At 50.6% G+C, this 22,624-nt stretch carries 22 protein-coding genes and 4 tRNA genes; 20 read left to right on the top strand and 6 right to left on the bottom strand.

Going from position 1 to position 22,624, the window contains the following annotated elements:
* The first annotated feature begins 17 nt into the window (after positions 1–17).
* The 5 genes from ACNI29_RS11190 to ACNI29_RS11170 all read left to right on the top strand — a co-directional run bounded on the left by ACNI29_RS11190 (position 18) and on the right by ACNI29_RS11170 (position 2,698).
* The gene (locus tag ACNI29_RS11190; protein WP_419778458.1) at positions 18–785 is read left to right on the top strand and encodes a DUF1538 family protein; all 768 of its coding nucleotides are present in this window, start codon (positions 18–20) and stop codon (positions 783–785) included.
* An 87-nt stretch (positions 786–872) separates the two neighbouring features.
* Positions 873–1,727 carry a DUF1538 domain-containing protein gene (locus ACNI29_RS11185; RefSeq protein WP_419778457.1) on the top strand — a complete coding sequence of 285 codons (855 nt, stop codon included), beginning with the start codon at positions 873–875 and terminating at the stop codon, positions 1,725–1,727.
* Positions 1,727–2,074: a P-II family nitrogen regulator gene (locus ACNI29_RS11180; RefSeq protein ID WP_419778456.1), complete on the top strand. Its 348-nt coding sequence runs from the start codon at positions 1,727–1,729 to the stop codon at positions 2,072–2,074. Before ACNI29_RS11185 ends, ACNI29_RS11180 begins: the two co-directional genes overlap by 1 nt.
* 11 nt (positions 2,075–2,085) lie before the next feature.
* Entirely contained in the window at positions 2,086–2,481 is a 396-nt protein-coding gene (locus ACNI29_RS11175) for a CBS domain-containing protein (RefSeq protein WP_419778455.1), read from the top strand.
* Between the two features lie 58 nt (positions 2,482–2,539).
* Positions 2,540–2,698 carry a hypothetical protein gene (locus ACNI29_RS11170; RefSeq protein ID WP_419778454.1) on the top strand — a complete coding sequence of 53 codons (159 nt, stop codon included), beginning with the start codon at positions 2,540–2,542 and terminating at the stop codon, positions 2,696–2,698.
* Positions 2,699–2,880: 182 nt separating this feature from the next.
* Here the strand turns inward: ACNI29_RS11170 and ACNI29_RS11165 are convergent, their stop codons facing one another.
* The gene (locus ACNI29_RS11165; RefSeq protein ID WP_419778453.1) at positions 2,881–5,457 is read right to left on the bottom strand and encodes a PEP/pyruvate-binding domain-containing protein; all 2,577 of its coding nucleotides are present in this window, start codon (positions 5,455–5,457) and stop codon (positions 2,881–2,883) included.
* A 317-nt stretch (positions 5,458–5,774) separates the two neighbouring features.
* Between ACNI29_RS11165 and ACNI29_RS11160 the strand changes: the two genes are divergently transcribed.
* The 4 genes from ACNI29_RS11160 (at position 5,775) to ACNI29_RS11145 (ending at position 6,603) form a co-directional block, all read left to right on the top strand.
* Positions 5,775–5,851 (top strand) — tRNA-Pro (locus ACNI29_RS11160).
* Between the two features lie 171 nt (positions 5,852–6,022).
* Positions 6,023–6,098: transfer RNA gene (locus tag ACNI29_RS11155), tRNA-Thr, on the top strand.
* A 181-nt stretch (positions 6,099–6,279) separates the two neighbouring features.
* Positions 6,280–6,356, top strand: a tRNA-Pro gene (locus ACNI29_RS11150).
* A gap of 171 nt (positions 6,357–6,527) precedes the next feature.
* Positions 6,528–6,603: transfer RNA gene (locus ACNI29_RS11145), tRNA-Thr, on the top strand.
* Between the two features lie 64 nt (positions 6,604–6,667).
* Here the strand turns inward: ACNI29_RS11145 and ACNI29_RS11140 are convergent.
* Together ACNI29_RS11140 and ACNI29_RS11135 are read right to left on the bottom strand one after the other, a co-directional pair.
* Positions 6,668–7,108 (bottom strand): nucleoside deaminase, encoded by a 441-nt coding sequence (locus ACNI29_RS11140; protein ID WP_419778452.1) that lies wholly within the window; start codon positions 7,106–7,108, stop codon positions 6,668–6,670.
* 66 nt (positions 7,109–7,174) lie between these two features.
* Positions 7,175–8,347, bottom strand: coding sequence for an MFS transporter (locus ACNI29_RS11135; protein WP_419778451.1), 1,173 nt, complete (start codon positions 8,345–8,347; stop codon positions 7,175–7,177).
* Positions 8,348–8,447: 100 nt separating this feature from the next.
* Between ACNI29_RS11135 and ACNI29_RS11130 the strand changes: the two genes are divergently transcribed.
* Positions 8,448–9,062 (top strand): LysE family translocator, encoded by a 615-nt coding sequence (locus ACNI29_RS11130; protein ID WP_419778450.1) that lies wholly within the window; start codon positions 8,448–8,450, stop codon positions 9,060–9,062.
* 152 nt (positions 9,063–9,214) lie between these two features.
* Here the strand turns inward: ACNI29_RS11130 and ACNI29_RS11125 are convergent, their stop codons facing one another.
* Positions 9,215–9,907: an aspartate/glutamate racemase family protein gene (locus tag ACNI29_RS11125; RefSeq protein ID WP_419778449.1), complete on the bottom strand. Its 693-nt coding sequence runs from the start codon at positions 9,905–9,907 to the stop codon at positions 9,215–9,217.
* Between the two features lie 200 nt (positions 9,908–10,107).
* Between ACNI29_RS11125 and pnuC the strand changes: the two genes are divergently transcribed.
* The 7 genes from pnuC (at position 10,108) to ACNI29_RS11090 (ending at position 17,369) form a co-directional block, all read left to right on the top strand.
* Positions 10,108–10,728, top strand: coding sequence for a nicotinamide riboside transporter PnuC (pnuC, locus tag ACNI29_RS11120; protein WP_419778448.1), 621 nt, complete (start codon positions 10,108–10,110; stop codon positions 10,726–10,728).
* Entirely contained in the window at positions 10,716–11,255 is a 540-nt protein-coding gene (locus ACNI29_RS11115) for an AAA family ATPase (protein WP_419778447.1), read from the top strand. The genes pnuC and ACNI29_RS11115 overlap by 13 nt, the downstream gene beginning before the upstream one ends.
* A gap of 172 nt (positions 11,256–11,427) precedes the next feature.
* Positions 11,428–12,999 carry an ABC transporter substrate-binding protein gene (locus ACNI29_RS11110; RefSeq protein ID WP_419778446.1) on the top strand — a complete coding sequence of 524 codons (1,572 nt, stop codon included), beginning with the start codon at positions 11,428–11,430 and terminating at the stop codon, positions 12,997–12,999.
* A gap of 70 nt (positions 13,000–13,069) precedes the next feature.
* Complete coding sequence (locus ACNI29_RS11105) at positions 13,070–14,044, top strand: ABC transporter permease (protein ID WP_419778445.1); 975 nt, start codon at positions 13,070–13,072, stop codon at positions 14,042–14,044.
* Positions 14,045–14,147: 103 nt separating this feature from the next.
* A complete protein-coding gene (locus ACNI29_RS11100; protein WP_419778444.1) occupies positions 14,148–15,059 on the top strand; it encodes an ABC transporter permease in 912 nt (303 codons plus the stop codon).
* A complete protein-coding gene (locus tag ACNI29_RS11095) occupies positions 15,056–16,018 on the top strand; it encodes an ABC transporter ATP-binding protein (protein WP_419778443.1) in 963 nt (320 codons plus the stop codon). The genes ACNI29_RS11100 and ACNI29_RS11095 overlap by 4 nt, the downstream gene beginning before the upstream one ends.
* Before the next feature lie 313 nt (positions 16,019–16,331).
* Positions 16,332–17,369, top strand: a complete 1,038-nt coding sequence (locus tag ACNI29_RS11090) for an ABC transporter ATP-binding protein (RefSeq protein ID WP_419778442.1) — start codon at positions 16,332–16,334, stop codon at positions 17,367–17,369.
* A 64-nt stretch (positions 17,370–17,433) separates the two neighbouring features.
* On the opposite strand, the gene ACNI29_RS11085 is transcribed toward ACNI29_RS11090, so the two are convergent.
* On the bottom strand, positions 17,434–17,829 hold the full coding sequence (locus tag ACNI29_RS11085; RefSeq protein WP_419778441.1) for a DUF3574 domain-containing protein: 396 nt from the start codon (positions 17,827–17,829) through the stop codon (positions 17,434–17,436).
* A 62-nt stretch (positions 17,830–17,891) separates the two neighbouring features.
* A complete protein-coding gene (locus tag ACNI29_RS11080; protein ID WP_419778440.1) occupies positions 17,892–18,680 on the bottom strand; it encodes a 4Fe-4S binding protein in 789 nt (262 codons plus the stop codon).
* Between the two features lie 185 nt (positions 18,681–18,865).
* Here ACNI29_RS11080 and ACNI29_RS11075 point away from each other — a divergent pair, with 185 nt between their 5' ends.
* The 3 genes from ACNI29_RS11075 (at position 18,866) to ACNI29_RS11065 (ending at position 22,446) form a co-directional block, all read left to right on the top strand.
* A complete protein-coding gene (locus ACNI29_RS11075; protein WP_419778439.1) occupies positions 18,866–20,716 on the top strand; it encodes an NTP transferase domain-containing protein in 1,851 nt (616 codons plus the stop codon).
* 90 nt (positions 20,717–20,806) lie between these two features.
* Positions 20,807–21,067 (top strand): hypothetical protein, encoded by a 261-nt coding sequence (locus ACNI29_RS11070; RefSeq protein ID WP_419778438.1) that lies wholly within the window; start codon positions 20,807–20,809, stop codon positions 21,065–21,067.
* A 188-nt stretch (positions 21,068–21,255) separates the two neighbouring features.
* A complete protein-coding gene (locus tag ACNI29_RS11065) occupies positions 21,256–22,446 on the top strand; it encodes a PhoH family protein (RefSeq protein ID WP_419778437.1) in 1,191 nt (396 codons plus the stop codon).
* Positions 22,447–22,624 lie beyond the last annotated feature (178 nt).

Below are 22,624 nucleotides of genomic sequence, written 5' to 3'. Positions count from 1 at the left end.
CGGATCATTTTAATTAAATGCAGGACAACACCAAAACGTCACCATGTGCGCGAAGAATAGTAACGGCAGTTCTTAGAAAGTTATGGACCGCTTTCAAAGACCTGCTGCCCATTATTCTAGTCATCGCCTTTTTCCAGATTGTTGTTCTCAGGCAGCCTCTGCCGAATATGGGAGAGGTGTTTTTCGGCGGCATGCTCGTGGTTCTTGGGCTGATGCTCTTCGTGCAGGGACTTGAAATGGGCCTTTTCCCTATCGGGGAAGAAATGGCCCGTGCCCTGGCACGCAAGGGGAGCTTATTCTGGCTGCTGAGTTTCGCCTTTCTGCTAGGTTTTTCAACAACGGTTGCGGAACCAGCGTTGATTGCCGTCTCGGCAGAGGCTGCCAGTATTGCCGCACAAGGCAATTTGATAGCTCCTGGAGAAGAATCGCTGAACAGGTACGCACTGGGATTGCGGCTTTCTGTGGCCTTCTCCGTCGGAGTGGCAATATTGATTGGTGTTTTAAGGATATTGCGCGGTTGGCCCGTGCATTACCTAATCATAGGCGGCTACGTGGTTGTAATGCTCATGACCCTGATCGCTCCCAAAGAAATCGTGGGCATAGCTTACGACGCCGGCGGTGTTACCACATCCACCGTGACTGTCCCCCTCGTGGCAGCCTTGGGAGTTGGACTGGCTTCAATCATCAAAGGACGCAGCCCTCTGCTAGACGGATTCGGGCTGATAGCCTTTGCCTCACTCCTGCCTATGATCTTCGTAATGGGATACGGCCTAACCGTTTTCTAAATATCTGGAGGGTCTGTAGGCGTGCTTGAACACCACGCCTCCTCCCCGCCCTCCAGAACAATTTTAACAAAAGAGGAAAGCAGGACCATGGACTTCCTTATACAATTCGGAGCGGTATTCCTCGCCACAGTGAGGGATATCCTACCCATTTTGGCCCTGATAATCTGCTTTCAGCTTTTTGTTTTGCGCCAGCCGATCCCCAACCTGCGCAGTCTGGCCATCGGCGGCGTCTATGTAGTTCTGGGGCTGGCAATGTTTTTGATCGGCCTGGAAAAAGCGCTGTTTCCGATAGGCAGGATCATGGCGACCCAACTCTCCGCGCCTTCGCTGCTGGCGGGCGAAGGCGGGGTCGCCGCAATTTCAGACTGGACTGCATACGGCTGGGTTTACCTGTTTGCAGCCATGATCGGATTCTCCACTACCATTGCCGAACCGTCCCTGCTGGCTGTTGCCCTTAAAGCAAAAGAGGTTTCCGGCGGAGTGATCAGTCAGTGGGGATTGCGCCTTACCGTAGCACTGGGCGTGGCTATCGGCATTTCGCTCGGAGCTTTCCGGATCGTTACCGGGACTCCGCTCTACATTTATATTATGGTGGGCTACATAATCGTGATCATCCAAACTTTTATGGCACCTAAAAAAATAATCCCGCTGGCTTACGATTCCGGTGGGGTGACGACATCAACAGTGACAGTGCCGCTAGTGGCTGCACTGGGACTGGGCCTCTCTGAGTCCGTGCCAGGGCGTAACCCTGCGCTGGACGGATTCGGGCTGATCGCCTTTGCCAGCCTGTTTCCCATTATCACCGTGATGGGTTACGCTCAGTACACCCATTTCATGGCGACACGGAAAAAAACAAAAAAAATGCGTGAAGAGCACACTGGCAGTAATCATTCCCGCACAGCACCGCTGAGCGAAAACAAACCCTTACAGGGGGATATGTAATGAAGTTCAAAATCATCCTTGCCCCGGTCAAGCCGAATAAAACTGATCCCATCGTTGATGCGGCAAAGAAAGTAGGCGCAACCGGAGCAACCATTATCCCTGCACGGGGAACCGGAATGCGCGAAGCCAAAACTTTTTTCGGTCTGACCCTTGAAGACCAGACCGACATCGTCCTCTTTCTGCTCGAAGAGCATCTGGTTAAACCGGTAATGGAAGCCATCAAGACCGCCGGGGAATTCCACAAGCCCGGAACCGGGATTGCCTTTGTGCTTCCGGTGGAAAATGTCCTCGGAATGGAAAGCCAGATAGAAGTTTTCAAAGAAAAAGTCCGCGACAGCTACCTGTAAAGGAGATAACAATGAGTTTACCTATCATCCGTGTTCAGGATGTGATGCAGTCTGAAATTGTCAGCATTGACGGCATGGCTACAGCCAAGGAAGCCGCAGAGCAGATGCGTCTCTCCGGGATATCTGAACTGCTGGTCAACAAACGCAGCAAAGATGACGCATGGGGTATCGTAACCGTTAATGATCTGGTCAGGGACGTCATCGTAGCCGGACGTGAAGCGGAAATGGTCTACGTATACGAAATTATGACCAAGCCGATCATAACCGTTCCAGCGCAGATGGATATACGTTATGCTGTACGCCTGATCCACCGGATCGGGATTCATCGTGCCCCGGTAGAACATATGAATGAAATAATCGGCATGGTCACCCTGTCGTCACTAATACTTGATAACGACCTGCTTTAATTAACAACAGGCAGGTGAACCGCCCCTTTAACCAGCATACAATGCGGGAACTATAAGCATGTGGGGAATATACTCATCTCTTCTGGCGGCTTTCAACCGCAAACGCAAATGTCCGAACTGCGGAAAAATGAATATTATCCGTATTGAAGACAAGGACAGAACCGTGAAATGCCGAAAATGCGGAACCCCTATTCCGCCCCCCGGCCCCACTGCGTAACAACAACCTTCCAAAGTCCTTAAGCAAAAAGGATCCATACAGACCTCAGGAGAGGAAAGGTTTATCCTTTTCTGAGTCCCCAAAAAACGGCGGAATTACCCCTTCCGCCGTTTTTCTTTGGTTTTTAATAGTACTCCTTACCACTCTAGGCGTATGCCCTTGAATCCGGCAGGCAAACATAATCAGCTGTTAAAAACTTCAAAGTCCTTGAAAAATCTGGCACGATAGCCATCCACCTGTTCCGGGTTGGTCATGATCATATCCAACTGGCGGGTGTGGGTGATCAGATAGCCCAGTATCTTCAAATGATACTCCATTCCTTCACGACTCATCCCTTCAAGGCGGGCGTGCATGTTGTCCTCGCGGATGCGGACCCGGAAATCAAATTCATCCAGAATGGAACCGATAAACTTTGCCCGCAACCTGCGCCGCTCAGGATTTGCAGCCCCGCCCTTGAACTGAAAGCTGGCATAATTCTCTGAAGTACGATCGCCCACAAGGGACTCCACCCCGCAGAAATGAAAACCGAAACGGGACTGCAGACAGCAGTAGTTCCGTGAAATCATGAAATAGTTCTTCTGGGTGTAAGTAGAACGGGTTCCGACATTCAGATTAGGATTCATGGTGGACTCAAACATTACCGACATCAGCCCCTTTCCATGAATAGCAGGCGGTCCCTCCCACGGCACAGCCTGCATACCCGCCCAAAGAGCGCGCATAGGGATTGATTCAACATGTTCCATAAACACGCAACGGTCATTCACCTCACCTTCAGGACTTACGCCGTTGCCGAGGTCCAGGACCCAGAACTGCTTGGGGACATTGCAGATCAGCTGCTTGGAAGCAGCCATGATATATTTATCACTTATGCCGAACCCGAACATTTCACGCACGGCCATTTCATGGCAGAAACGCATGATGTCGTGATAGGTCTTGCACTTGGAAGGCTTGAAATTAGGTCCATCCGGATCAGTCAGGTTCAGGCGGACAATATGCCGTGCAGCCTTACGCAAGACCGCCTGCACCGGGCTGCCCCGCATGAGCCGCTGCCGAGGTTTCTCCGTAAGAAGAGCTTCCACCGGGCCGGAATAAACCCCGTGCCCGTCTGCATCAACAGTCACAATCTGCCCTTCGGAAGATAAATCAAAAGCTCCTTTCACTCCGAACAAAGCAGCTACCCCGAATTCACGGGCGACGTTAGCCAGATGCCCGGCCATACCGCCCTGCTCGGAAATAACTGCACTGCAACGGTCCAACAATGCAGCATATTCAGGCAATGCCTGCCTGATAACCATAACGCCTCCATCAGGGAACGCTAGAGCATCAGCACTCTTACGAATATGAAACACAGGACCAACCCCGACTCCGGGACTCGCTGTGCGGCCCCCTGAAAACAATGCCGCAGGCAGGTCCATTGTATTATTGCTTTGCTCGGAATCATCGTCCAGCAGCATCAGTGGGCGGCATTGCAACAGATAAAATTCACCGGACTCGGTCAAAGCCCATTCAATATCCTGAGGAGGACCGAAATGCTCCTCAATACGCACGGCCACATCCGCCACCAGCAAAGCCTGTTCATCATTCAAAGAAGGTTCGGTGCGACAATTGTCGAGCAACTCGGTACGGCAGACCCCCTCACCGATATCGCAAATGTATTTTTCACACTTCTCGGCAATACGCCTTTCCACCACTTGAGGCGAAGGACCACGGCTGACCGCGAACTCATCTGTCTCCGTTGAGCCGTCAACAACCGCCCGCGGCAACCCCCAGACAGAATAAATTGAAATATTCTCATCACGTATATTCACCGGATTCCGCGAATACGCAACCCCGGATGCAGACGGGACCACCATCTCAATGCAGCCCACACTCATAGCAACATCTTCATCTTTCAAACCGCGGCTGCTGCGGTAAGCCATGGCTTGCATTGAATACTTGGAAGCCATGACCTCTTTAACCGCCATGAGTAGGGAATCAGAATCAACGTTCAGGATAGAGCAATACTGCCCGGCAAAAGCGGAACCTTCCACGTCTTCGCCCAGAGCACTGGAGCGCACTGCCAACATAACCTCATGCCCCAAAGACTCACGCAAACGTGCGTATCCATCCATTATGGAAGATGATATTTCATCTGAAAATTCAGTGGTTATGATCAGCTGCATTACCTTGGATGAAACCTGAAAGACCTCATCCCGATTACCGAAATCCGTGGATTGGATGATGCGGTCAATCTCATCCTGAAGGCCGTCAAGCTGCATGAAACGACGGAAAGCCGCAGTTGTGACCACAAACCCGGCGGGAACCCTAAACCCAAGACTCTTCCCGGCCTCACCCAGCATAGCCATCTTCGGACCGCATAGATCTGCCTGATCCCGGCCCACACGGTCAAAATCCAAAACCAACTCACCTTCGCCGGAGAAAGAGACCGGCTCAATCTGCGCTGAGATCTGTTCCTGTATTTCCTTGAAGCGGTCAAAAAGAGCACTGTATGGCTCCGGATTCAGCTCATTCAACTGCCGTATCATCTTATATACGGTGACTGAAATGCGGGTACACAAAGCACGCACATAATGAATGCCGTAGGGATGGAAACCGCGCAAGGCTTCCTCCAACTCGGCAATAAGCTCATGCGTTTTGGTATTGGCCTGAATCAGCAGACGGAACTGATTGTAACGAGTAGTAAGTAATTTACGCGCCTCTTCAGGGTCGAGCTGCGGTCCCTTCGGTTTAAAAAATGGCAACCAATCCAACAAACTCATATGCAACGGCCCTCTGGTTACAGAAAAGTTAGCAAGAAATATTACACCGCCAATCCCATGCGGTATTCATACTCCAGTCTACCCCGTAAACAACCGGGACCGCAATGAAAACCGAACAAAAGGGCCAATAAAGTAAGTAATTGAACACTCCAAGACATCCTCGGCAATTGCTTTCTATCAATTTCATTAACCAAAAAGAAAGGCCACAACGCTACTAATTAACCCCTCAATTTTCCTTATTTTTAACTTTTTTCATTTTTTTAAGAAAAGCTATTGACTTCTCCAGAGGTTTTCCATAGAACCTCTCTTCGTGACGTCGGGATGTAGCGCAGCCTGGGAGCGCACTTGAATGGGGTTCAAGGGGTCGGAGGTTCAAATCCTCTCATCCCGACCACGTCAAAAAGATACCCCCGAGGGTCGTAAGACAAACTTTACGACCCTCATCTTTTGACACTACGATCTTTTTAAAAATTGGTTCTCTAAGGCTTTCGACGAAGCTCCCGCTTAAAGCGGTTGAGCGTACCTAACAAGGTATTATCGCTAAAGAAAGCCACCATATAAAGGTGCTTCCGTGGCTCAGTCGGTAGAGCGCGTCCTTGGTAAGGACGAGGTCAGCAGTTCAATCCTGCTCGGAAGCTCCACAGCAAATCAAGCCCTTACAGCTTTAAGTTGTAAGGGCTTTTTTACGTCCTATGAATTTGAGGGCTGTACGGGACCGTTATGAAAACAAAAAAATGCGAAAAATATAAAAAAAATGCATTTCAGGCTCCCTAACAAGTTGACTTGTTCGAGAGTTTTCCATAGAACCTCTCTTCGTGACGTCGGGATGTAGCGCAGCCTGGGAGCGCACTTGAATGGGGTTCAAGGGGTCGGAGGTTCAAATCCTCTCATCCCGACCACGTTAAAAAGATACCCCTGAGGGTCGTAAAAATAAACTTTACGACCCTCATTTTTTAACATTACGTTCTTTTAAAAATTGGTTCTCTAAGGCTTTCAACGAAGCTCCCGCTTAAAGCGGTTGAGCGTGCCGGAAACGGCATTATCGCTAAAGAAAGCCACCATATAAAGGTGCTTCCGTGGCTCAGTCGGTAGAGCGCGTCCTTGGTAAGGACGAGGTCAGCAGTTCAATCCTGCTCGGAAGCTCCACAGCAAATAAAAAGCCCAGCTTTAGAAATAAAGCTGGGCTTTTTGTATTTGAATCTTAAGCTAATTAATCTTCACCGATATCTTCGGCCCAGAGTGCGGGCTTTTCCGACTTCAATCTTTCCATGAGTGCAATACATTTGGGATGGTCCAGAATTTCCACTTCAACTCCACGTGACCTGAGAAATTCCTCATTTCCACCGAAATTAAGGTTTTCGCCGATAACCACTCGCGCTATTCCGAACTGTACAATAGTGCCGGAACACATCATACACGGGGAAAGAGTGGTATAGATTGTCGTATCCTTATATGTCTTCTGCCGTCCGGCATTGCGGATGCAGTCCATCTCACCATGGGCTATTGGATCCCCTTTCTGAACCCGTTGATTATGCCCTTGTCCAATTATCTCACCATTGCGGACCAAAACCGATCCAATGGGCAATCCACCTTCGTCAAAACTCTTTTTTGCCAGTTTGTAGGCCTCTTCCATAAATTTCATATCAGACATGATCAGCTCCATAAATTAGCATTATCTTTACATATAACTGTCTTTTTATATTCAAGCCAGCCTTAACTACTCCACCCTGCCCATCAACATAAAAATTAAAGCCGTACAGGCAGTCCCCGACGCAGCAATCCACAGGAACCCGCCGTAACCGATGGAATCCACTGCAATCCCACCCAGCAAAGGCCCTAAAAACGATCCCAGATGCACGGTAAACATCATCATATTCACATTAAAACTGCGGAAATGCGGTTCGCTGACCACAAACATAAGCGAATTCAGAGCCGGAGCACTCAGCCCCATGCCCGTACCGAAAACCACAGCAATAGGCAGAAGCATGGATTCATCATGCAGGTCATTAAGCAGCACAAATCCGGCAGCTGTAAATATAAACGCAGTTACGATCAGTCCGCGCTTGGAAAAACGGTCAAACACAGCACCGCCGAACAGACGGATTGCTATCATCACTCCCATCTGCAGCGAAAAGAAATACCCGGCTTTAACAACTCCCCTTGAGAGCGCAAAATCCTGAAAAAGAAAAAATAAACCTGCGAAAATCATAAAGTAGACGCCGTTGACCGCCAATACTGATAAAATTTTCAAGCGGAACAGGTTTGCATAGGAATCGCGCATGGAGACAGGTTCCTGCTGTCCATTGCCACGCTGCTCTATCTTGGAGGTGCGGAATTTTAGAAATACAGTCAGCAAAAACGCCAACGGAGTCAGTCCGGCTGTTCCGACATAAATCCACTCAGGTCCGGCAACCAACGGACCAAATTGTTCCGAGACGTGAGGCATAACCGCATACGGCAGCAGCAAAGCTGTGGAGTAAAGGCTGAACGCCGAGCCAGCATTCTCCGCACTGGTCATGGAAACAAGAATCGCCACACATGGAGCCAGAACCATAAAAATACCCACCCCCTGCCCGATACGCAGTAGAAGCAGAGGCCAGAATTCATTGATATAAACATACCCGCAACCGCATATCCCCACCAGCAGCATACCCGTGAACATAAAACGATAGGCATTCACTGCATTAATGCGGCTGCTGACTGCAAGGTACATGAACATCCCCGACAGTGAATAGAGACTTATCAACAAACCGGAAGTAGCCTTATTAAATCCAAGACCTTGGAGATAGACATTCAGACTGTAATAAACGGAAATATTGCACACAGCCAAAAAGACCACGCAGCACAGGGTGACAAAATCAAGGAACGGAAGAGATTTTTTTTCAGCCATATATCCTCATAGACAACTCCGCCCGTACTGCCAATGCATAAATCACTGGACCGGGCGGACTCTGACGAGTTATCGATAGCCTGAATAATGGAGCAAAACAATGACAATCACATCCACAATTGCACTGATATTTGCAGTTTTGATTTTCGCCCTTATCCCCGGTCCGGGAGTAATGTCCATCATCGCCCAGTCTGTGGCGCGCGGATTCAAATCCACCGCTCTGTACTGTCTAGGCGTTGTCAGCGGAGATCTCTGCTATCTGCTGATGGCAATCTTCGGTATGGGATTTGTGGCCCAGAAACTCGGTGCCGGATTCATGATTTTGAAATGGGCAGGTGCGGCCTATCTTATATACCTTGGGATCAAAAGCTGGAGGGCAGCACCTCCTGCTGTAGACGGCTCTAATCCGCCTGTAGCCAAAGGTACTGGGAAAACATATCTTGCCGGACTCTGCGTTTCACTGGGCAACCCTAAATTGATTGCATTCTATTGTGGATTTCTGCCCGGATTCATGAATTTACAGGCCCTGACTTCCAGTGATGTTGTCATCGTAGCCTGCTCGGTCATTCCCACAGTATTGTCCGTCCTGTTGGTCTACGCGTGGCTCGGGGACCGCAGCCGCGCCGCCATCCGCAGTCCAAAAATATGGAAAATTGCCAACCGCTGTGCCGGATCTGTCCTGATCGGCTCAGGGGTGGCTGTGGCTACTGAGTAGTTTGCCTCCGGCGGCCCTCCGGGGTCCAAAGAAACTTTTCATCGGGGCTTCGCCGCTTCGCATTAAAATTATACATATAAATCAAACCGCCATAACAACTAAGTTATGACGGTTTTTATTTTGAAAAGGGTTTAAGCCACCGGAGGCATAAGCTATTTCAAAATATAATCCAGTGCCAGACTTACGTGGGCCTGAACCGTATCAATCAGCGGCACGGAGACATCTTCCGGCTTGACCAACAAACCGATCTCGGTACAGCCAAGCACGATTGCCTCGGCTCCCTGCGCGGCCATTTCTTCGATAATTTTAACATATCCCTCTCTGGTATTATCCAGAATCTTCCCGCAGCAGAGTTCATCAAAAATAGAACAATGAACCATGGCCCGGCCTTTACTGTCAGGGACAATCACATCCAGCCCGTACTTTTCCCTGAGCGGACGGGACAGAAAATCCTGCTCCATGGTAAAGGCTGTCCCGAGCAAACCAAGTTTGGATGCTCCGGTCTTTTCCGCGCCCCCGGCGATGGCGTCAGCCATATGCAGCAGCGGAATATTGACTGCCTCCTGAACTTCACCGGCAACCTTGTGCATGGTGTTAGTGGCAATTATCAAAGCATCCGCCCCTCCGGCCTCAACACTCTTCGCGCCCTCGACCAATCCGGCAGTTATACTTTCCCAATCATTTTTAGCCATCAGCTTTTCAAAAGGGGCGAAATCCACACTGTGCATTACCATGCGACAGGAGTGAAATCCGCCTAACTCAGTACGCACACCTTCATTTAACAATTTGTAATATGATATAGTTGATTCCCAGCTCATACCGCCGAGAATTCCTAGAGTTTTCATCTGCTCCTCCTTGAATTGAAACTTTGAGATTTTCATATAGCAAAACAATCTGTACCGCAAAACTGACAGCGAAAAGAAATATTACCGGAACAGATCATCTCAGCCGATGCCATGAATAAGCGGCATGGACTTTATCCCGGAAATTGATAACATCCTGAGACCAACTTAAAGCTTAACCAAATACCAATTGCAGGACAAACATGGAAATCTTTAATTTCATTGTCAATTTCGTATCCGCCATGAGCCTCGGCGAACAACTTTCCATCGCTACCGGACTGATCTACATATTTTTGAGCGTGCGCCAGAACCCGATCTGCTGGCCTTTTGGTATTGTCAGCGTTGGAATCTGGATGGTTATCGTCTTCCAAGGAAAACTCTATTCTGACGCCTTCCTGCAATTTGTCTATGTCGTGCTCGGATTTTACGGGTGGTATCAATGGCTGCGCGGCGGTACAGATAATTCTCCGCTCAAGGTCCAGCGCGTGGACCGCAAACTGGGCTTGCGTTTAACCTTAATCGGTCTGGCCGCTTTCCTGCCTACCGGATACATCATGGAAAACTATCTGGAGGCTTCCTTTCCTTGGTGGGACGCGCTGACCACCGTTATCTCCCTCATCGCCCAATATCTGCTGGCTAAAAAATACATGGAAAACTGGCTGCTCTGGATCAGCGCTGATGTGATGTACATTGGAATATACTACGCCAAGGGCTGGACCGGATACAGCGGGCTCATGGCAGTCTACACCGCCATGGCCGTGCTCGGCTTCATCAGCTGGCTGAAATCCTACCGCGCCGACCGGGAGCTTGAATGCTCCGCGTAGTCCTCAGCGGCTCGGAATGTACCGGAAAATCCACCCTTGCAGCTGCGCTTGCCGCGCACTATGGAGTGGAACCCGTCCCCGAATATCTGCGTGAATATTTCGCGCTGAAAAGCGGCATCCTGACCGCAGACGATGTTATCCCCATTGCCGATGGACAGCTGCGGCTTGAGTCAGAAGCTGCCGCCAAAGGATTCAACCCGCTTATCTGCGATACGGATATTATTTCGTCCATGGTCTACGCCAAGCACTATTTCGGAACCTGCCCCGACTGGCTTAACGATAAGTTTGCACGGCTCGGTCCCAGTCTCTACCTGCTCTGCGCCATTGATATTGAATGGCGGGCAGACGGTCAACGCGACATGCCCGAAAATCGCGAACACATGCAGGGACTTTTTATAAAGGAACTGCAACGACTTAATATTTCTTTCCATAATATCAGCGGCGATATTGAACGCAGAACTGCAAAGGCCATACGCATCATTGATACGGCACGAGCCAAATCACAACCATGTCATTATGTTACGTAAAACACTCAACATTGATTGATTGATCAAATTCACAGCACAACAAAGCGAAACAACAAAAATACACCCCTCATATTTCCGCATTCATTAATTCCATAATCACCGAAACCTTGATTTCAGACGATATTTATGTAAAGTACAGCTGGCTTTATAAGACTGTAAAAAGGAGTATTGAATGCGCCAAAAACTATTGATCGTTCTTGCTATCGTGGCTTGCTTTGCCTTCGGGGCAACCATGGCCCATGCAGAAAAACTGACCCTCGGCCTGAAAGGTGAACCCACCTCTCTCGATCCCCATTTCCACAACGTATCAGCAAACAACATGCAGTCCCTGTATGTTTTCGACAAGCTGGTCCGTCAGGATAACAGACAGAAACTCCAGCCCGGTCTGGCTCTTTCCTGGAAACCTGTTTCCGACAATGTATGGGAATTCAAACTCCGTGAAGGCGTAAAATTTCACGATGGCTCCCCCTTCACTGCTGAAGATGTGAAGTTCACCATCGAACGCATTCCCAATGTACCCAACAGTCCTTCTTCCTTCACCGGATTTGTTTCCAACATCCAGAAGATCGACATCGTTGATCCCCTGACCATCCGCTTCACCACTGAAGCACCTGCACCGCTGCTGCCCCGTCAGATGGCTGCTTTCCCCATCATTTCCAAGAAAAATGCTGATGGCGCTGCCACTGAAGATTTCAACTCCGGCAAAGCATGCATCGGAACCGGTCCTTACGCACTGGTAAAATGGGAACGCGGTGACAAAATCATCTACAAACGCAATGACAACTACTGGGGCGAAAAAATGCCTTGGGAAGAAATCATTGTGCGCCCCATCACCAACGACGGAACCCGTGTTGCAGCACTGAAATCCGGCGATGTGGACATGATCAACTTCGTGCCCCCGGCAGACGTTGACAACCTCGGTGAAAATAAGAAAATCACCCTTTCCGAATCTCCCTCCACCCGTCTGATCTACCTGCACCTCGATACCGACCGTGATGATTCGCCCACTGTTTCCGGTAACAACGGCGAAAAGATCAAAAACCCGCTGAAAGATTTCCGCGTACGTAAAGCTATCTCCAAGGCCATCAACCGCCGCGCCATCGCAGGCCGCATCATGGACGGTCTCGCAGTGCCTGCCAGCCAGATGGTTCCTGACGGATACGAAGGTACAAGTAAACGCCTCAAGCCTGAAGCATACGATCCCAAAGGCGCAAAGGCCATGCTTGCCGATGCTGGATACCCCGAAGGCTTCAAGCTGATCATCCACGGTCCCAATGACCGTTACGTTAACGATGCTGACATCGCTCAGGCAATTGCTCAGATGCTGACCAAAGTAGGCATCACAACTGAAGTTAACACCATGCCTAAGAGTGTTTACTTCGGCCGCGCTTCCAAGCTTGAGTTCAGCTTCATGCTCGTAGGCTGGGCAACTGATACCGGTGAACAGTCCAACTGCATCGGCGCACTGCTGCACACCTATGATAAAGAAAAGGGTTTCGGCTCCTCCAACCGTGGCCGTTACTCCAACCCCGATCTTGACGCTACCCTCGAAGAAGCTCTGGTTACCGTTGATCCTGCAAAGCACAACGAGCTGATCATCAAAGCTACCGAAATGGGCATCGGCGATCTGGGTATTATCCCCATCCACTATCAGGTAAACGTCTGGGCATCCAAGAAAGGACTTGAGTACAACGGCCGTACCGACGGTTACACTCTGCCCCGCGAAATCAAAACTGTTAAATAGAACGCCTGCTTAATAATACAATCAAAAGGGGCGTACGTTGTGCGCCCCTTTTTTAACTGGAGCAAAATAGATGCTCGCATTTCTGATTCGAAGAATTTCACAATCCATCGTCGTCCTGCTGGTCATGTCCGTGCTGGTCTTCGGCGGTGTATTCTGTATCGGGAACCCGGTGGATATCCTCATCGCTCCCGACGCCACCCCGGCGGAAAGGGATCGCGCCATTAAAGAACTCGGTCTGGATAAACCGCTGCCCGAACAGTACATGCGCTTCCTCAAGGATGCCATGCACGGAGACCTCGGTAATTCCTTTGTTTACAACGAACCGGCCCTCAAACTTATCATGCAGCGTATGCCCGCGACCATGGAACTGGCGGTAACCGCCATGCTCATGGCCGTATTTTTCGGCATCCCCTTAGGCATGGTCGCCGGGATAAAATCTGACACGCTACTCGGACGAAGTATCATGCGTTTCTCCATACTGGGCTTCAGTCTACCCACATTCTGGGTCGGGCTGATGTTCATCATCATCTTCTCGGTATATCTGGGCTGGCTGCCCTCCGGGGGACGTGGGGAAACGGTTGAATTACTAGGTGTTCCGGTAAGTTTCCTGACCTGGGACGGCATACGCCATCTCATTCTCCCGGCCATGAACCTCGCCCTGTTCAAGACTTCGCTGGCAATCAGACTCAGCCGGGCCGGGGTACAGGAAAACCTGCAAATGGATTACGTTAAGTTCGCCCGAGCCAAAGGACTTACCAATACCCGCATCATCGGGCTGCACGTCATGAAAAACATCATGATCCCGGTCGTTACCGTTCTGGGTATGGAGTTCGGCGGACTTATCGCATTCGCGGTTGTAACCGAGACAATCTTTTCATGGCCCGGCATGGGTAAGCTGGTTATCGACTCCATCGGAGTTCTCGACCGTCCGGTTATCGTTGCCTATCTGCTAATAACCGTGACCATGTTTATCATCATCAATTTAATAGTAGACATAATTTATTCAATTCTTGATCCCCGAGTAAGACTGGGAGACCAGAATTAATTAATAACCCAAGCGGCAAAGCCTTACTAAAAGGTTTTGGGATTCTTAAACCCTTTTGCAAAAGGGTTTAAGGCCCCCGGCAGGGTCGCCGAAGGCAGAAAATATGGCAGAAACACAAGAAATACAGCAGCCGGAAAAGGATGAATCCCTGCTCCTGCAATCGCTGAAAGAATACTTTGAAAGCAAGACCGCTACCATCGGTCTGATAGTGCTGACTCTGATGGTGGTTGTGGCGCTTATGGCCCCTTACATCTCGCCGCAGAACCCGTACGACCTGATGACCATCGACATCATGGATTCCAAGCTCGAACCGGGCGAAAAATCCATGGACGAATCCATCTCCTACTGGCTGGGAACCGACAGTCAGGGCCGCGATATGCTCAGTGCCATCCTTTACGGCCTGCGCATCAGCCTCGGTGTCGGCGTGGTCAGTACCATCATCGCGCTGGTAATAGGTTCCGTCATCGGCCTCTGGGCCTCGTTCATCGGCGGGCGCACGGACTCGTTCATCATGCGGGTGGTCGACCTGCAACTGAGCTTCCCGGCCATTCTGGTGGCCCTGATCCTGCTGGCGATACTCGGCAAGGGGGTGGACAAGATAATCCTCTCGCTGGTCATAGTCCAGTGGGCATACTACGCCCGCGCCATCCGCAGTAACGTGCTGGTGGAACGCAAAAAGGAATACGTGGAAGCGGCCAAATGTCTGGCCCTGCCCCAGAACCGAATCATGTTCGGACACGTGCTGCCCAACTGTACCCCGGAGCTGATCGTTATCTCCACCGTTAAAGTGGCAGGGGCCATCGCCCTTGAAGCTACCCTTTCCTTCCTCGGACTGGGTATGCCCATTACCCAGCCTTCACTGGGCCTGCTTATCGCCAACGGTTTCAAGTACCTGCAATCCGGCTACTACTGGATCAGCTTCTATCCCGGTGTGGCCCTGCTCATCCTCATCGTATCCATCAACCTTGTGGGTGACCGGTTGCGCGATGTTCTGAACCCGAGGTTGAAAAAATGAGTGAAAATATTCTCAGCATACAAAATCTTAAGACCTACTTTTACACCCGTGCCGGGATTGCCAAGGCTGTTGACGACATCAGCCTCGACATCGGTAAGGGCGAGATCGTCGGTATTGTGGGCGAGTCCGGTTCCGGCAAATCCGTAACCGGGTTCTCGGTCATGGGTCTGGTGGACCCTCCGGGTGAAATCGCAGGCGGTTCCGTCAAGTTCAAAGGACAGGAAATCATCGGCCAGTCCGAAGAGGAATGGCGCAGGTTCAGGGGCGCAAAGGTCTCCATGATCTTTCAGGACCCCATGATGACCCTGAACCCGGTACTGCGTATCGACACCCAGATGATGGAAGCCATCACCGCCCATGAAAAGGTCAGCAAGGATGAAGCGCGACGCCGTTCCATCGAAGCACTGGCCATGGTCGGTATTCCCTCACCGGAAGAACGCATCAAGGCTTACCCGCACCAGTTCTCAGGCGGTATGCGACAGCGCGTTGCCATCGCCATCGGGCTTATCAACAAGCCGGACCTGATCATCGCCGACGAACCGACCACTGCGCTGGACGTAACCATTCAGAGCCAGATTCTTTCCGAAATGCAGGCTCTCTGCCGCAAGACCGGGATGGCCCTGATCTGGATCACCCACGACCTTACAGTAGTAGCCGGTCTGGCCCACAAGGTAGCGGTTATGTATGCCGGACGGATCATCGAGCAGGGTAATGTTCAGGAAATCCTCGACCACCCCATGCATCCGTACACCCACGGTCTGATCGGCTCCGTACCCAGCCGCAACAAACGCGGCGAACCGCTGTTCCAGATTCCGGGCATGACCCCGTCACTGATCAATATCCCCGAAGGATGCTCCTTCAGGATGCGCTGCCCCTACGCAGATGATCAGTGTCTGGTCGCCCCTGAAAGGGTCGAAATGGGAGACAGACGCATAGTTCGCTGTCATCATCCATTGTAATAATGCCTCCGGCGAGTCTGCGACGCTTTGTTTTGATGCGCTACCGCGCTTTTTGATAAAAAGATTTTGCCTTCGGCGACCCTGCCGGGAACCTTAAACCCTTTTGCAAAAGTGTTTAAGAATCCCAAAACCTTTTATTAGGTTTAAATAAGTTCAACTTTAAAGGACGTCTCAGTAAGCTACTTGCGAAGCATTACTAAAACGTCTTTTGGGAAGAGGGGATGGGGTCTGGGGAAGGGGAGAAGCCCTTTTGGGCGTTAGCAAAAGGGTTTCTCCCCTTCCCCAGCCGCCGGAGGCAATAAGGATTATAAATATGAATAATAATACGCCATTTCTTAGCTGCGAGAATCTTAGCCGGGTATTCGTCAAGAAACTCGACTTTGCAGGTAAAATCGCCCAGAAGCTTGGTTCAAAGATGCGTGAAGAGCGTGTTCAGGCCGTGGACAGCGTCAATCTGGACATCATGCCCGGCGAAGTGCTGGGACTGGTTGGTGAATCAGGTTGCGGTAAATCCACACTGGGCCGCATGCTCTGTGAAATCCTCACCCCGTCGGGCGGGGATATTTTCTACAAAGGCCGGAATGTAAAGGACATGAGTTCCAAGGAACATATGGACTACGCACGCAACGTGCAGATGATCTTCCAGGACCCCTTTGCCTCGCTGAACCCGCGCAAAAGGGTCAATCAGATTATCGGCGAAGCACCGCTTTACCACGGCCTGACCGACAAGGCCGGATTCGATAAGTACCTTGCAGACGTTATGCTGCGCTGCGGGCTGGACCCCAGCTACAAGAACCGCTACCCGCACCAGTTCTCCGGCGGTCAACGCCAGAGAATCGGTATTGCCAGAGCCATGGCCATGCAGCCGGAATGTCTGATCTGTGATGAATCAGTTGCCGCACTGGATGTATCCATTCAGGCCCAGATTCTGAACCTGTTCATGAACCTGCGCAAGGAACTGAACCTGACCTGCCTGTTCATCAGTCATGACTTAGGCGTGGTTGAGCATATCTCGGACCGCATCGCGGTCATGTACCTCGGCCGGGTAGTTGAAGTAGGAACGGTTGAAAAGCTTTTCAGCAAGCCGTTCCACCCCTACACGCAGGCCCTGCTCAACGAAGTGCCCAGACTGGATAAACGCGACGTGGACTTTGCCCCGCTCAAAGGCGAAATCCCCTCGCCGCTCGATCCCCCGAAAGGCTGCCACTTCCACCCGCGCTGTGCCCATGCCATGGACATCTGCCGTGAAGAAGCACCCAAAGACAAGGAACTTGGCCCCGGCCACCGCACCTGCTGCCATCTGGAATACAAGCCGGAAGAAAAGAAGCAGGACGAATGGATTAGTTTGTAGGGATTTTTGGATAGATATAAAGCAAAAAGTCCCCCGGCGCACAAGCGACGGGGGACTTCTTTTATTACCTGAACTCAACATCAACAGGGCTGACAACTTTCAGCACCGCTTCCTGCTGGAACATTTCCTTGTAGGCCTTGGCAATCTCATCAATCCGCTTTTCAGCGTTCTTGTCCGGCGAGACGATCATGATGACCTTGCTTCTCTCGGAATATGTAAAACCGCCTTTGCCGCCCCAGAAACCTTGGGCATCGAGAATGGTGTAACCATCGCTGAACTTGGGAGTAACTTCCCTGCTCAAAAAATCCTGAAACTGTTCACCGGAAACCTGCTTCTGACCATCCTGATAAGTCTGACCCATGTACAACTCATAGCGGTTCCATTTACCGGATGCACAACCGGACAACCACAAGGCCGACAACACAACCGCAACAGCCAGCATACGTACAGAATTACGCATAAAACAACTCCTCCAAGTCTACGACAAAACTCCAACGAAAGCCGGAGGCCAATGCGCATCAACTATATAAAAATCTCAGGTTCGCGACGCTCGCTGAAATTATCAGCCAGCCACTGCGAGACTTCGAGCAGGCGGGGAACTTCGAGCTTGCGGGCTTCGAAAGCACAGACCTTAACGCAGGCACAGCAAAAGATGCATTTATCAGGATCAGTCTCGACCATAGCTCCTACGGATATAGCCGCAGTAGGGCAAACACGCTCGCAGGAACCGCAAAGCTGGCACTTGTCGTTGGATACGGGTGATGCGGAAGCCTTGGGTGAACGTTCTTTGTATGGATGGTCACCGGGAACTTCAACGGAAGCAGAAAGAGTACCCTCTGCCATCTTGGCGGCGAGGGACTTACCAAATTCACGGGCCTTGTCGATATCATCCTGATCAGGGCGGCTGACAGCGATGGGAGTCTTCTCGGTGGAAAAGGAATGCTCACCGATGAACGCAGCCCCGGCAACAGACTTGAATCCGGCCTCAACAACGATATCGCTAAGCTCGATCAGGGCATCCTCATAAGCGCGGTTACCGTAAACTACAACCGGAACCGCAGGAATGCCACAGGACTTCAAAGCCTTGAAACGCTGGGCAGCAGTCAGGGGAATGCGTCCGCTGTAGACCGGAGCACCGATTATCACCAGATCATCATCAGCACATTCGCAAATCTCTGGTACGCGGTCAGCACGGGTCACATCAATGACTTCCAGCTGCTCCGCGCCGACGCCTTCCACAATGGCATCGAGAATGCGGCGGGTGGTCCGGGTAGGGGAAAAACAGATCATTTTCAATTTATTGCAGGACATAAAAAACTCCGTATCAGATTACTCAAGTAAGACATCCGCCAAGTGACTTTACTTTCTGAAAGCATAAGTACAGGGGGAACGGGGATGTTGTAAACTGTTTTGCAACCGGCAGGCATCCATCAGGCTTTTTTCAGCATAATAAAAAGGTTATGGCACTGGATTTCCTTTTATGCGATATAAAGTGCATGACCGGAAACAATGCATCATACCCTCAAATCAGCGCAGCAATCCTGGCTGGTGGCGAAGGCCGCCGCATGGGCAGGACCGATAAATCATGTCTGGAAATTTCCGGTGAAAAACTGATCAGCAGAATTATCCGTTCCCTCGACGGAATTTTCGCGGAAACATTTATCATTACCCGCACCCCGGAAAACCACACGGACCTTGATGTCCGACTGGTGGGCGATATTTTTGAAGCGCGCAGCTCCCTGACCGGAATCCATTCCGCACTGCACCATACACAGACAGAGCACGTATTTGTCACCGCCTGTGATTCCCCTTTCCTGAACCGGGAACTGATCACTGAACTGCTCAGCCGGGTTGAAACTGACGACGATGTGGTCATCCCCATCCACCCCGACGGATTTTATGAACCGCTTTGTGCGGTCTACTCAAAACGCTGCCTGCCCTTCATTGAGCAGAACCTGCAAAATAATATTTTCCAAATCATCCGCTTTTTCCCGGATGTGAAAGTCCGCACGGTGGGAACAGAAGAGCTTAAGCACAAAGACTGTGAACTGGAAACCTTTGTCAACATTAATACTCCTGACCAGCTGGTCCGGGTACAGCAAGCCGTAAGCGGCGTGAAAACGTCAGACGCAGGCTTCCCGCTTTCCATCCCGCGTAGCGCAGCACTTAAGCTTATCCGCAAATCCCTGCGTCCGGTACAAGCCCATTTCATGGCCGTAACAGATTGCGCCGGACTGGTAACTGCTGAAACTGTTTCCTCAGGAATATCTCTTCCCGAACATGACCGCTCGGCTATGGACGGCTTTGCCGTGCATAGCAAACTAACGGAGAAAGCTTCGGATAAAAATCCGGTTGTGCTGGCTTTTTCCGGAGAAGTGCGCCCTTCATGTCCGGTTTCAGAGCAAAACAGCTCAGGAGGAGCAGTTCGGGTGCTTACCGGGGGCATTATCCCGCAGGGAACAGACGCTGTTATCCCCTTTGAAAAAGTTACTGCCGACGAATGCTCCATCAGCATCAGCAGTCCGGTTCGCGAAGGAGAATTCATCCGGAGAACCGGTTCCGATATTTTAAAAGGCGAAACCATCATCAGCAAAGGTTCCGTTATTTCGCCCTGCGACGCCGCCCTGCTCGCCTACGCAGGAATCCGTTCTGTTCCGGTCAGCCCACTACCGTCTGTGGCGGTGCTGGCTGTTGGCAACGAACTCTGCGACCCGGCCAAGGAAACGGAGTGCGGCCTGATCCCGGCGGACAACCTGATTCTCATGAAATCACTTTGCGCTCGCTACGGAATCAAAGACATCCGCATCTCCCCCTGCGCCAACTCACCGGAAGCCATTTCCGAAGCAGTGCAGGCCAATAACGATTGCGGGCTGATCGTCACCACCGGGGGGACTGGTCCCGGCAACCGCGATTTTGTTTTCAATTCCGTTCGGCAGGCCGGAGGAACACCTATTTTCAAGGGACTGGCCATGCATCCGGCAAAATCAATATTCGCCTGCAAGCTGGCAAATTCCATTGTTATCGGCCTGCCCGGACCGCCAAATGCCGTAAACCTCGCATTTCACACCATCATCAATCCGGTGCTTTCCATGCTGCAGGCAAAATCCGAAATATCCAGCACCATCCCGGCAATTCTTACCGAAGAATTGAAAGGAGGAAGGGACCGTGAGAAACTTAGGCCCTGCCTGATCACAGAAAAAGAAGGAATAATATTCACCGACCCGCTGCTGGATAAAACCCTTTCACCACGTCGAGTCATGAGCTTAAGTAACGGGATAATCATCCTCCCTGCGGACTGCGGGCGGGTTGATAAGGGGGCAGTAGTTCAGGTCATCAGGTTCACCTAGATATTTCAGAACAAGGTAGATGTCCTTTTTCTGGAAAACGGCATCAGTACCGATCCCCCGGTAGAACTGACCACAGACGGGTCAGGCAATGTGCGCGTCAAGGGAGATCACCCCGATAAAGATAAAATCGAACAACTCTTTCAGGATGACCCGGACCTTTCCAACGATTTCCGTGGTATCAGCGCGCTGAGCAGTCTTGTGGAGGCAGGAAAAGAATATCTCGAATTCGCCAAGGCATATGAAAAGGACCCTTACGAAGCCGTGGCCCGCTTCGGTCATCTATTTAACGGCATGAATAATGAGGAATTCAGCATGATCATCGGTGGCGATAAGGCCGTTACAAAAACTTAACCTAACCGGGATAAAATAAAGTTTTCCAAAATAAACATCGCGTGTACCTTTAGGACATGAGAATGAAAGCTGCAGGGAAATCCTGCATTATAACCAGAACATCACGGATGTATTTTTCATAGCCAAGGCGACCAGACTTACGGGTCGCCTTTTCTCTTTTGTACAACCGCAAAAAGAGTTGAGGAATTATGGGACAAAAAAATTTTGTTTTGGATACCAACGTACTCATTGAAAACCCGCAATGTATCACGGCCCTGAGAAATGGAGTGGAAAACAAGGTCCACATTCCCTACACAGTGCTAACCGAACTGGATAAACTAAAAAGGGATTCACGCATCGGACACATTGTTTCCCAAGCCGTACATTCCATTCTCAGGGACGATAAACTGACCATCCTTTCCCCGGAATTTGCCGAAAAGCTCGGTGAGCTCAGCCCGGATGACCGTATACTCAAGGAAGCTCTCAACGCGTCCATAGAAAACCCCATACTGGTCACCAATGACCGAATTCTGCAAATCAAAGCCGGGATCTATAATCTCAAGTGCGAGGAGTACAAAGATTCTGACCCCTTCCGTTCCGATTCTCAAATGTACACCGGCTTTGTGGACGACGACCAAACTCCCTACCTGAACAGCTTTCGCTGGGAAAACGGAACTCCGGTATTCTACGGGGACAAAGAAAACAAGGCCATCTCCTATACCCACGAAGTCTGGGGAGTAAAACCTCGTAACATCTACCAGAACCTCGCCCTTGAACTGATGCTGAATCAGGACATCAACCTCGTCTCCATCCAGTCCGAGGCCGGGTACGGCAAAACATTTCTCGCTCTCGCTTCTGCGCTCTATCTGGCTCTTGAAAAAAAAGATAACCCTTTTGAAAAAGTCTATCTGGTCAAACCCATCTGGGAGATCGGGGCCAAAATGGGCTACCTGCCCGGTTCTGTGGAAGAAAAGATGCAGCCTTACGTGCGCTACGTCCGCGACCTGACTGTGAAGTTGCATGAACAGCGTCCGGCGAACCGCATTTTCATGGATACCGATTCCGACAAGTTCCGCTTCAACCAAAAAAAATTCGAGATCCTGCCCATCGCCTATATCCGGGGCATGAACCTCGAAAACTGCGTGGTCATTATTGATGAAATGCAAAATATGTCACGGTCCGAAGTACGCTCGCTGCTGACCCGCATGGGCGAAGGGGTCAAATGCATCTGCCTCGGTGATACCCGGCAGGTGGATAACCCCTACCTCAACGAAAGCAACAACGGCCTCAACTGGGTGGTAAAGAAGCTGCGCAACAACAAGGAATACGCGCACATGGTCCTAAAGGGAGAACGCTCACGCGGGCCGATAACCGACATGGTTTTGAAAACCGGATTATAAAGATGCCTCAGGGCTAATGCAAGAATCCCAAAACTTTTTAATAAGCTTCGGAGTTAGCTTATTTAGGCGAATTCCAAATAAAAACCGCCATAGCTATCAAGCTATGGCGGTTTTTAATTTCTATACAAAATTTTGGGATCAGGTGGAGAAACCCCTAATAAAACGTTTCTCTGGCCGC

Source organism: Maridesulfovibrio spiralis (SeqCode) (assembly GCF_048571135.1).
In the GTDB taxonomy this organism is placed as follows: Bacteria; Desulfobacterota; Desulfovibrionia; order Desulfovibrionales; family Desulfovibrionaceae; genus Maridesulfovibrio; species Maridesulfovibrio spiralis.
This window is presented reverse-complemented; position numbering and strand designations above follow the sequence as displayed.